The 11742-nt window shown below is 42.3% G+C and carries 12 protein-coding genes; 7 read left to right on the top strand and 5 right to left on the bottom strand.

The annotated features are described in order from the left end of the window. The 6 genes from BP896_RS00115 to BP896_RS00140 form a co-directional block, all read left to right on the top strand. Positions 1-1554: AAA family ATPase (locus tag BP896_RS00115; protein ID WP_291764444.1), on the top strand; the 1554-nt coding region annotated here is incomplete at its 5' end. Positions 1555-2035: 481 nt separating this feature from the next. After that, positions 2036-2803 carry an isopentenyl phosphate kinase gene (locus tag BP896_RS00120; RefSeq protein WP_291764446.1) on the top strand — a complete coding sequence of 256 codons (768 nt, stop codon included), beginning with the start codon at positions 2036-2038 and terminating at the stop codon, positions 2801-2803. Positions 2804-2879: 76 nt separating this feature from the next. Continuing rightward, the gene (locus BP896_RS00125; RefSeq protein ID WP_291764448.1) at positions 2880-3428 is read left to right on the top strand and encodes a hypothetical protein; all 549 of its coding nucleotides are present in this window, start codon (positions 2880-2882) and stop codon (positions 3426-3428) included. Between the two features lie 132 nt (positions 3429-3560). Continuing rightward, positions 3561-4268 (top strand): nucleotidyltransferase family protein, encoded by a 708-nt coding sequence (locus BP896_RS00130; protein ID WP_291764496.1) that lies wholly within the window; start codon positions 3561-3563, stop codon positions 4266-4268. 50 nt (positions 4269-4318) lie between these two features. Further along, a complete protein-coding gene (cca, locus tag BP896_RS00135) occupies positions 4319-5686 on the top strand; it encodes a CCA tRNA nucleotidyltransferase (RefSeq protein WP_291764450.1) in 1368 nt (455 codons plus the stop codon). A 213-nt stretch (positions 5687-5899) separates the two neighbouring features. Continuing rightward, positions 5900-6739, top strand: a complete 840-nt coding sequence (locus tag BP896_RS00140; RefSeq protein ID WP_291764452.1) for a TIM barrel protein — start codon at positions 5900-5902, stop codon at positions 6737-6739. A 31-nt stretch (positions 6740-6770) separates the two neighbouring features. On the opposite strand, the gene BP896_RS00145 is transcribed toward BP896_RS00140, so the two are convergent. Further along, a complete protein-coding gene (locus BP896_RS00145) occupies positions 6771-7940 on the bottom strand; it encodes an MFS transporter (protein ID WP_291764454.1) in 1170 nt (389 codons plus the stop codon). Positions 7941-8062: 122 nt separating this feature from the next. On the opposite strand from BP896_RS00145, the gene BP896_RS00150 reads away from it, so the two are divergent. Continuing rightward, complete coding sequence (locus tag BP896_RS00150) at positions 8063-9100, top strand: hypothetical protein (RefSeq protein ID WP_291764456.1); 1038 nt, start codon at positions 8063-8065, stop codon at positions 9098-9100. Between the two features lie 5 nt (positions 9101-9105). Here BP896_RS00150 and BP896_RS00155 read toward each other — a convergent pair whose 3' ends face one another. From BP896_RS00155 to BP896_RS00170, 4 genes are read right to left on the bottom strand one after another with little or no spacing between them, the layout of a single operon-like run. Then, entirely contained in the window at positions 9106-9720 is a 615-nt protein-coding gene (locus BP896_RS00155; RefSeq protein WP_291764458.1) for a class I SAM-dependent methyltransferase, read from the bottom strand. Beyond that, complete coding sequence (locus tag BP896_RS00160) at positions 9683-10147, bottom strand: SWIM zinc finger family protein (RefSeq protein WP_291764460.1); 465 nt, start codon at positions 10145-10147, stop codon at positions 9683-9685. Before BP896_RS00160 ends, BP896_RS00155 begins: the two co-directional genes overlap by 38 nt. Continuing rightward, positions 10144-10425, bottom strand: coding sequence for a hypothetical protein (locus BP896_RS00165; protein ID WP_291764462.1), 282 nt, complete (start codon positions 10423-10425; stop codon positions 10144-10146). Before BP896_RS00165 ends, BP896_RS00160 begins: the two co-directional genes overlap by 4 nt. Positions 10426-10474: 49 nt before the next feature. After that, positions 10475-11650, bottom strand: a complete 1176-nt coding sequence (locus BP896_RS00170; protein WP_291764464.1) for an aconitase X catalytic domain-containing protein — start codon at positions 11648-11650, stop codon at positions 10475-10477. Between the last annotated feature and the right edge of the window lie 92 nt (positions 11651-11742).

Consider the following 11742-nt stretch of genomic DNA (forward strand, 5'->3'; position numbering starts at 1 on the left):
CCAGGAAGATTCGACAGGGAGATAAACATAGGTATGCCTGATAAGAGGGCTAGGTTAGACATATTATCCATACACACCAGGGGTGTGCCATTATGTACGCCTGATGATGTGTCCAACTGTAAGGATGATAATTGCCCATGTAAACGCGGGGATGAGGTTGACTTGGAGAAGATAGCTGATATGACCCACGGCTACACTGGAGCCGACATAGCCGCATTAGTTAAGGAGGCTGCCATGACTAGGCTTAGGAAGTTCCTTAACCAGAATGGTAAGGCCATAGATTTAGATAGGCCAATACCCACCGACATGTTGAATATGATTAAGGTTACTATGCAGGACTTCATGGATGCCATGAAGTATATTCAACCTACAGTGTTAAGGGAGGTTATTGTTGAGGTTCCTGAGGTTCATTGGGATGACATTGGGGGCTATGCTAATGTTAAGCAGGAGCTTAGGGAAACCGTTGAGTGGCCTATTAAGTATAGGGTTTACTTCGATGAATTAGGTGTTGAACCACCTAAGGGTATTTTGTTGTTTGGTCCTCCTGGTACTGGTAAGACTTTGTTGGCTAAGGCTGTTGCTAATGAGAGTGGTGCAAACTTCATAGCTGTACGTGGGCCTGAAATACTGAGTAAGTGGTTTGGTGAGAGTGAGAAGGCTATTAGGGAAATATTCAAGAAGGCGAGAATGGCAGCACCATGCGTAGTATTCTTCGACGAAATAGACGCAATAGCACCAGCAAGAGGCTACAGGATAGATAGTGGTGCCACTGATAGGATAGTTAACCAGATACTTGCTGAAATGGATGGAATAGCGCCATTACGTAATGTAGTGGTTATAGCAGCCACCAATAGGCCTGATATACTTGACCCAGCATTACTAAGGCCAGGGAGATTCGACAGAATAATATACGTACCACCACCAGACAAGGAAGCTATACTTGAGATATTTAAGGTGCATACCAGGCATATTAAACTCTCCAGTGAAGTTAATGTGCAGGAACTGGCGGACTCCATTAGAGTTAACTCCATTGAGAAGGCGTTAACACAGCTTAACATTAAGGCTAATGAGTTTAAGGCTAAGATAACTGATGCCGTTGAATCCGCCTTAACGGAGCTTGAGAATAGCGGCATTAAGCAGGATGATAAGGCTAAGTTAATTGAGGCGTTAAATAACGTGAAGTCCATGTTAAGTAATGGTGAATTTAAGGGTAGTAAGGGGTTGAGGGCAATGGCTGATGTGGTTAAGGCGCTGGCCGACGTATTCGAGGCAGCAACCCAAGGGCAAGTTGACAGTGGGCTTGAATCCCTCAGGGAGTTTAAATTATACGCATCCCTATACACTGGAGCCGATATAGCAGCCATAGTTAGGGAGGCGTCAATGATGGCCCTAAGGGAAGCCATAACATCAACAAAGACGCCATCAGACGTTGCAGTAACCATGAGGCACTTCCAAATAGCCTTCCAGAGAGTTCAACCATCATTAAGTGTTGAGATACTTAAGAAATATGATGAAATGTCCAGGATGCTAAGTAGAGTAATTAGAGGTTTATGACTATGAAGAATAAGGAGAAAACTTCCCTCGATATAAGTTACTCACCTCATCTTAATACCTAACTCGGTGAATTTACCTATATTTAATTCTTGAATTCTCTGCTTCATTTAATGAGTTTTGTGAATCATTTACGATGTTTCATTCAATTCAACATTACCTAACAATAGATTACATAATGCCTACAGCCAGTAAAACTTATAAATCATGCTGAAGCACAAACTGATAGAAGAACACTATATTACCTGAATATCTTTAATGTATCCACGTCTGTGGTAAGAAACCAGTTAGCGCATGCGCAGCCTTTATGGGGTCCGCTAAGTCCGCGGGGTTATTCATTATTATGAAGAGTGGCTTAGCCATGGCTCACCACCCTCATGATTAAACTTTAAACCTTATTTCATTCTCCCAGCTCCATAACCATATGTAGAGCCTAATTTAATTGTGGGTTACTACTTAAAAGCATATAATAGGCGTGAATGTGATGATATTGATTAAGCTGGGGGGATCAGCGTTCAGTGATAAGTCTAGGCCATTATCGTTTTATGAAGAACCGGTAAGGAATCTAGCACTATTAATTAAGCAGCATGGTATTACTCCTGTACTGATACATGGGGGTGGTTCCTTCGCCCACCCTGTGGCTAAGGCTTATGGGTTAGATAGGGGTATTAGGGATGATGGGCAATTAATTGGCGTATCATTAACGTCACTGGCGTTAAGCCTACTCAACGAGAGGATAACATCAATATTTCTTAAACTGAAGTTACCCACATACACCATAAGGACTGGGGCAGTATTCGTGAGAATGCTGAGTGGACTTAGGTTAAGTAGTGATGTAGTGGACTTGGTTAGGAGGTTAGTGGAGATGGGGATTATACCAGTGTTTTACGGTGATGTAATTCATGATTATAAATTAGGCTTCAGTATACTGAGTGGCGATGAGATAATGGTTGAGTTGGCTAAGTGGCTTAAGCCTAAGTACGCACTATTCTTAATGGATGTTGAGGGGGTTTACAGTAAGGGGCCTAGGATGGGTGAGTTAATTAGGGTATTTAAACCAAGTACTCAAGTATCATATAGTGTTGGTGGAGTTGATGCCACTGGGGGGTTGATGAGTAAGCTTAAGCATGCCATTGAATTAGCCAGCATGGGTGTTCGAACATACTTATGCTCAATAATGGATCAGGAATCCTTAAGCCTAATCCTCACTGGAGGGGAACCTGGAAGGTGCACTAGGATTGAGGTTAGGTAACTTACTTAATGCTGTATCACTACGGTATTAAGCATAAATATAAGCTTTTAAACTGATTAAAGTAGCGTTTAAGCCCGTGGAAAAGGAGGAGGTTATTGAGGATTTAAGTAAAATAATGGGGGAGAGGGGGTTTACCTTAAGTAAGCTTAATGATGAGGCTTACATCGCTAAGTCAGGTTCATTAAATATGCTTATTTGGCTACCCAATGAAGATTACTTACTCATAGATGATCCAGTTAAGTTTGTTGAGAGGATGGGGTTAAATAAGGTTGATGGCGTTATAGTTGTCTCATATAGGGCCTTTTACCTAGCTGATGAAGTTAGTAAACTCATTGATACTGTTAGGGTTTGGAATGGAATGTACCTTAACGTTAAGGTCTATGCAGTCGACATTTATAGGCTTGGGGAGAGACTTGAGGAGACCCTTAATCTAGCCCTAACAACATTCTCATCCAAAGTGTCAAGCATTAATGAGCCTGATGGACCATGCCCACAGTGTGGATCCCAAATGCTCATCAAGTATAGGCATTCACATAAGTCATTAATATACGAGAAACCTGTAATTGAGGAGATATTGACCTGCGAGAAGTGTATGATTAAGATACATAGGGTTAGAGTTCAATGATTAAGAATAATTAAGTGGGTTAATTAAGCTTCAGAATAATATAATGGCCTCATGTTAAATAAACCACAGCCCTAATACTTAACCATGTGGTAATCGTTAATAACCCTTATCAATGCAGTAAATTTAATGGCAATGTTTGCTATAATACTTGCAGGCGGGTTTGGGAAGAGGCTTAGGCCACTTACTGACGATAGGCCTAAGCCCCTTGTTGAGGTTGCCGGTAGGCCAATACTGGCTTGGCAAATAGATTGGTTAAGGGAGCAGGGGGTTACTGATATTGTATTAGCAGTCGGTTACCTGGGTGGTAAAATATTTGATTACATTGGAGATGGTGCTCAATTCGGCGTTAGGGTCTACTACAGTGTTGAAAGGGAACCATTGGGGACTGGGGGTGCTGTTAGGAGTGCGTTGAAGTATATTAATGATGATAGTTTCATTGTTGTTAATGGGGATGTAATAACTAATTTAAGAATAAGTAAACTCATGGAATCCTTGCAGAGAGGTGTTATTGGGGTTATTGCATTGACGCCACTCAAGAGCCCATACGGTATAGTTCAGGTTGATGAGAATGGCTTCATATTAAACTTCCAAGAGAAGCCCCAGTTACCTTACTTAATTAATGCAGGCGTGTACGCGTTGAGAACATCCATACGGGATTACTTGCCGGAGAAGGGTGATATTGAGGTTCACACATTCCCTAAGTTAGCTAAGGATAAGAAGCTCATAGGTATTACGTACAGTGATGTTTACTGGAAGTCGATAGATACCCTTAAGGATCTTGAGGAGGCTGATAAGGCAATTAATGAGCAAGGAGTCTTTAATAATAAGGTAAGGGGCTAAGCACCTCTACAGTTGAGTAAGGGATTAAAAGTAATTATTGGTGAATTAATGTGCCTAATATTGAGGATGTTATTAAGGAAGCCCTTAGGATTGTTACCCCAAGTCAAGATGAAGTTAAGGCTATTAACAGTATTGCCTTAGAAATAATGCACATACTTGAGCGGAAGTTACGTGAATTAGGCCTTGAGGCTGAGGTTACTCTACAGGGTTCCATTGCCCACGGTACCTGGCTGCCTGGGGATAGGGATATTGATGTTTTCCTAGTTTTCCCACGTAACGACAAGTACATTAACCTTGTTAAGTCCGGGGAATTAGTAAGGGATCTAGCTGCAGCTATTTCAGAAATAGGTATAAGCTGGGTCATGAATTATGCCCAACACCCCTACTTAACGTTAACATACAATGGCTTTAACATTGATGTGGTCCCATGCATTAAAATGAGGCCCGGTGAAAAACCGATAACAGCAGCTGATAGGACCCCCCTCCATACGCTTTACTTAAGGGGTAGGTTAAGCGGCCTTGAGGGGGATGTTAGGTTACTTAAATTAATGATGAAGAGGATTAACGTCTACGGCGCTGAGATTAAGGTTCAAGGCTTCAGCGGCTACTTAACGGAATTAATTACATTAGCCTATGGGGGCTTCGTGAATACCATTAAGGCGGCTTCAAGGTGGATCCCATTTAAGGTTAAGATAACCCTTGAGGTTCCAAGTAAAGTTAACTTCAATGCACCATTAGTGGTTATTGATCCAGTGGACCCAGGTAGGAATGCTGCAGCAGCAGTCTCCTTGGACTCAATGGCAACCTTCATAGCGGCATCAAGGCGCTTCCTCAGGAAGCCAAGCATGACCTTCTTCACTAATAACACTAAGCCATTATCGGCATTGCAGGTAAGGAACATACCAACATTAATCATTTACGGGGAGTACCCTAAGGATTATGTAGAGGATATTGTCTGGGGCCAATTAAGGAGGATTGCATCAACAATATGGAATACTGTAAGTAGCAGCGGCTTTAAGCCAATTGACATAGGCCTCTACACGCCTCAAGATAATTACATTGTAGTAATGCTTACTGTTGAGGAGCCTGAATTACCTGAATATGAGGTCCACATGGGCCCACTTGTTTGGACTGATGAGGCTGAGGCATTTATTGAGAAGTACATTAATGCCAGTAATGTGGTGGGCCCATTCATAAGGGATGGTAGGTGGTTTGTGATTAGGCCTAGGGGAATTAGGAGTATTAAGGAGGCTGTAGTTAAGGGGCTTAAGGCTGTTAGGGGTGGTGTTGTTAAGGATTCCCTACTTAAGGGCCAAGTAATACTAATTAATGATGCAGCCCAGGTTAATGAGCTACCAGTGGAGTTAAGGGATATAGCATTAGCCTTCATGAGTAAGAGGCCCCACTGGCTTACTTAATGGCCTATTAATGATTTTAAAGCACCACAAGAATGAACTACCCCCTCTTTAAGGGGCAGAGCCCAATTCTAAATTAATTCCAAGGGGTATTGGGCGGGCTTTACAGGCGTTTTAGGTTGATTCCCGCCAGATATTCCCTACAGGTGGTTAAAAATCAGCCTAAAACTTAGGGCAGGCAAAATAATTAAATAGTGTAAGTTTACCTTCACTTAAATGGCTAAAGTTTATGTTGGACCAGCTGGGATACCGATTGGTTTAAAGGGTAAGAGGAGTACGTTGGATGGTATTAAGTATGTTAAGGATATTGGGTTAAACGCCATGGAGATTGAGTTCGTTAGGGGTGTTAGGATGAGCCCCTCCGATGCTGAGAAAGCTGGGAAGCTGGCTAGGGAAATTGGGGTTAGGTTATCAGTTCATGCACCATACTTCATAAACCTATGCAGCGATAAGAGTGATACAGTTGAGGCGAGCATTAAGAGGTTAATGGAATCCCTAGAGAGGGGGGAAGCCATGGGGGCTACTGTGGTTGTCTTCCACCCAGCCTACTACGGTAAATTGGGGCCTGAGGGATGCTATAGTGCAGTTAAGGATAATGTATTGAGGATTGTTGACTGGATGAGGGAGAATGGGGTTAAGAATGTGAAGCTTGGCCTAGAGGTCATGGCTAGGAGGAGCCAGTTCGGCAGCCTTGAGGAGACTTTTAGGCTTGTTAAGGAGCTTAATCACCCACAGGTTATAGCCGTGGTCGATTGGGGCCACGTGTATGCTAGGAATGGTGGGAGTATAGATTATAGGGCTATATTAAACATGTGGAGGGAATACTTCGGTAACCAACCAATGCACACCCACTTTACGGCAGTTAAATATAGGAATGGGGAGTGGGTTGATGAGCATGAACCAATAGACACCAATAATCCACCCTTCGAGCCATTAGCCCAGGAACTAGCTAAGGAGGATTTGGAAGTCACATTAATATGTGAATCACCGTTACTGGAGCAGGACGCATTAAAGATGAAGGATATGCTTCTTAAGTATGGCAACACCATGGCTTAAGCCACTGAACCTTAATTAATATTATGAAAACCTAGTGAAGCTGCTTAGCTACGTTAATCAACCTACGGTTAACCCTAAATAAGCCTAAGTAAATTAGTGAGGCCGCCAGGGCTGGGGATGATAGGAATTGCCACAGTATGAGGGGCTTATTAATCATGTACTGCATGGCTTCACTGGACATTACTGAACCCATGGTCCTACCGATGTTTGATGCTAAGCCGAAAACACCCATGTATTGGCCCCTCTTATCACCCTCAGCCATATTCATGGCCAATGCCTGAACAATGGGTGAGACAATGATTTCCCCAGTGGTTACTAGGGCTATGTCCAGTAATGCCTCATAAATGTTACTTATTATGAATACTAAGCTGTAGGATATGTAATATATTAATGAGCCGTAAACCAACCAATACCTAATATCCCTCCTTGAGAGGAAGGCACCAACCCTATCCTGTAGTGCAACAACCATGAAGCCATTAAGAGCGTATATTAACCCTATGGCCGATATTTCAATATGCTTCACAACGTTATAGTATGTGGTTAATGCGAAGCCGAGTAAACCCATTGTTGAGAAGAGGAGTATTGTTGGTATTAGGAATAGGGCGAATGGTGCATTAACCTTAATTAACCTAAACGATACCACTCTCCTCTCTAAGCCCCTTAACATTAGTATTAATGGTGTTGAGGCTAATGCAATTAATGCAGTTATTAGAAACACATAGCCATAACCCAAGTAATACATTACGTAACCGCTTATTAATGGGCCAAGGGCCCAACCAGCATTAGCCCCAACCCTAATCCGTGAGTAAGCCCTAATTAAGTTACCTAACCCACTCTCAACATCACCCACTATAGTTGAGCTAGCCACGGCAAACATACTGTTGAATAATGTTTGAGCCAGTAGCAATACCATTACTATTATGGTATTGATTTTAATTAGGAGGTAGGTTAATAGGAGGATTAGGCCTGCCCCAACATTTCCAATGAGCATTAGCTTAACCCTACCCATAATATCCGTTAAAACGCCACCAATCACTTGTGAAATTATGTTAACTAGCATTTGAGCACTATAGTAAATGCCAATTAACCAGAATGGTAAGCCCAACTTATATAGTATTAAACCAATATAGGGCCAAATTAGTGAGAAGCCAAGTGCCCTCATCCCATTAAGCAGTGCAATCTTATTTATTGCCGAACTCATTTAAACCTACTAACTCGCATGAGTTTAAAGTATTTTAACGTAAGCCTTATGGGAAGTAGGCTAAGTTAATTATGCATCACCTTGATTTAATGTATTTAAAGGCTCATAGATCCTTTTAATCAATGATAGTTAGCCTGAGTGTTGAAGAGGAGGGCGGTGTCTCAGCTACAATCAACCTAATGCCAGTAACCTTAATCACTGGGGCTCCTGGCTCAGGTAAGTCTAGGTTAATTAACATTCTTTGGAATACATTCTCCAACATGGGCGTTAACGCTAAGTCTAGGATTAATTGGATTGGTAAAGTTAGCGTAATGGTGAGGGTTAAAATTAATGATGAGTTAACCAGTAAGGTTACTGGGCTTGAGTTAAAGGATTCTGAAGTGCACTTGGAGTACGTGGTTGAGCATAATGGTAATTCACTTAGGCAGATTATTAAAACCAGTGATAAGGCCTTACTGGTCCTTGAAGCTAATGACTCAAAATCAATGATGACTCACCCAATTGAAGCCTCCGTTGCCGACGCATGGAGCCTCATTGGTGAAGATGCATTAAAGATACCTGAGGGGGAGGCTTCAGTATTGTTAAGCGGTAATGAGAATGCCTTAGAGTCGTCAAGAGTGTTAATGGGGTTAATTAGGGGTGAGTTAATGAATCATAGGGTCCACATCCTAGGCCCCTACTTTGAGTATGATAGTAAGGAACAGTCCTTAAGCCACATTGAGAATATTAGTAGGAATGGGGAGGGGGTTATTAGGGCATTAGCTGAAATTACTATGAATCCTAAGTTTGATAATGATGTTGGGTTACTTAGAAAGGCAATGGCTAAACTTGGCTATAGGTCCCTTAGGGTTGGGTTATTTAATGGTAACTTAGCCTTAGGCTTCAGGGATAGTAAGGGTAATTATAGGATTGGGGTTCAGTTACCATGCCACCTCAGGACTATTTTAGCTGTTTCAACACAGGTAATACTCATGAATAGGGGTGACATACTCCTGGTGGATAACTTAGACTACTGTATGAATAATGAAACATGGGGCGTCCTAATGAGTTTACTGGCTGATTTAGCTAAGGATAAGTACATTATTGCTGAGGTTCATAACTATGAATTAGTAAGGCACATTAACTTAAGTAATGCAGTTTACTCGGTGGTATCAATTTAAGGAAATTATTGAGGCTCCTTAACAGCTAAGACCAGGTAATTAACCCTACGCCCAATGCGTACTTCATCAGTTAACATAACCCTTAACTTAACGGATACCTCATAATCTAACTCACCCCTAGTGAATAAGTGGTAGTACCTATTAACAGGTTCCTTAAGGCCCCATGACCACTTAATAACCCTATCACAATTAACGCCACCGCAGCCCCACACTGTCGCTAAGAATAATCCACTAATCCTCAATACCCTCTTAACCTCATTATACGCCAATTCCCTATCACCCTTACTTAAGTGGTGGAGCATGGCTATGGTTATGTATAGGTCCACTGACGATGACCTAATGGGTAATAGCCTGGCATCACAATTAATGTAATCTGCATCATCGCCTAACTCATCGTGAAGGTTCTTAACCATATTGTAGGCTATGTCACAGGCCACGTAGGCCCTATGCTGAATTACCGAGACCGCATAACGCGTATTGGAGCTGTTTCCGCAGCCGGCATCAAGGATAACCTCATATTGCCTAGCCGGTAACTTACTGAATACAGTGACCCATGGGCTCCTCCTTGATTCCTTATAAACCTCAGCTATCTTCTCGTACGCCTCCTTTACCCCCCTCATTAAGCCACTCATAATTACTTAAATCAATTACCCTTCCGTATTTTAAAACGTTAATCACGTTCATTAATATTAACCCAGCCACAATATGCTTACACACCTTACCATTAATCATATTGCGTTCACAAGTGCATTTAGCAACATACTTACTCACAGTGGTGTAGTAGTATTCATTCCTCCTACTATCTGAGGAGAACCTTAACCTAACACCTATTACCTCATTACCATTATCGAAAACCCTTATTATCTCAGCCCTTGTTGGCTTATTGGCCTCATGCTCCAGTTGAAATTCCCTCGACTTAATGTTATCTGAAAGCCAATAGTATATGTCAATGACCCAATTTAGGCTAACGCCCAGCTTATTGGAAAGCTCAAGTAGGAACATCCTTATTTTCTTAGCATAATCCTCGCTGGCGTTAATTTCCATCACTGCCACCTATCCTTTAGGGAATTATTAATACTTTTAGCGTTCTCCCTCCTAGCCATAGCCTTAACTGAGTACATTAAATACTTCTTATACAGCTTCCTGGCTAAAATCTCCTCCATGGGCTTACCGGCATTATTAACCTTAACCTCATTAATAGCCTCCTCCGCATTAACAATCACATATATACCACACCTACTGCACCCAATCATTATTGCATCACCCCTACTAAGCATTACCAACCTACTCCTGCAGTAAGGGCACCTATACCTAAGTAGTACCACGACCCTGTACTCCTTGCCCTTTTAAAAGACTTATATGTAAAATTAGGCATCAGTGTTCATTTAACTCATGTTCTATGCAATCCTCAATACTGCATGGTATTGCATTAACGTTCATTAACCTAGGTAGGTAGAATATTGCCTTAGATGATGATGTTGCCACGCTCCTAACGCCTAATCCCTGAAGAATGGGCGACACCATGGGGCATGTATCGGTTATCAAGTATACGTTAGCCTCCTTAAGCCTATTAATTAATTCAGGGCTTAGCGTACTCTTAATGAACCTTGAAGTTGACACTATGAGTGGCCTCTTAAGCCTCCTATAGCCATGCTTCTCAAGAACCTTAATAATACTCGCTACTTCATCCAGGTTGGCGTGGGGGCACCCTATAAATAATGCATCGTATTCACTGTACTGCTCATACCTTAATTCAGCATCATCAATGGTTATTAAGTCAGGCTTATCAATCATGCTTAAGTACCTACGCCAATTGGGGTTAACACCCTTAATCACTGTTAATGGGATTGGGGAGTAGGTTGCGTAACTGGCTAGGAATGATTTAAGCAACTGCTTATCCCAACCATCATAATCAATAAACGGCACCTCACCCCTCAACTTACCTGCAGTAACCCTACCAAGCAATCCAGCTTTAACTGGGTTAAGCTTAGCATTAACCTTCACAATAACCTTAGGAACCCTATTCTCCTCAACATAAAGCCCAAACCTAGGCACCTTACCAGCTATGGCAGCCATTATTGTGAATGGCCCAGGAAGCTTCTCAGTGTAGGCGTCGTTAACCGAATTAATGTAAGCTATGGCATTTGACTCACCCCACGCATGTATTGAACCGGGCTGAGGCTTAATGAACTCATATGGGGTGCAGGTTAGCCATAGGCTAGCCCCCATTCTCCTTAGGTAATCAATAATCTCCATCTGCCTCCTAATGAATGCCTCATTAACCGGTAGGTTCAGGTTACCGTACTCAACTCCAGCAGGGTTAACCGTAGTGAATACCCTAAACCTAGCGCCACCGCTTGAAATATCCCTTAGGAACTCTAGGCCAGCATCCCCAATGGTTAAGTAACTAACGCCACTAACGTGCACTGTATCAACGTCAAGCAACCTATCAGCCTTAACGGCTTCACCAACCTTAATAATGGTCTCCAGCGCCTTAGCCAAGTAACCACCCTCCCTCAGAAGCCTCTCATCCTCACTACTAATGTACACTTCACTGAATAAATTAAGCCGCTTAAAAACCCTCACCGCTAGTTATTCCATTATGCTGACGCCTCCCCTATGCTGGGCTTGGGGTTTGGCTT

The sequence above is a fragment of the Caldivirga sp. UBA161 genome (assembly GCF_002506515.1).
Taxonomy (GTDB): domain Archaea; phylum Thermoproteota; class Thermoprotei; order Thermoproteales; family Thermocladiaceae; genus Caldivirga.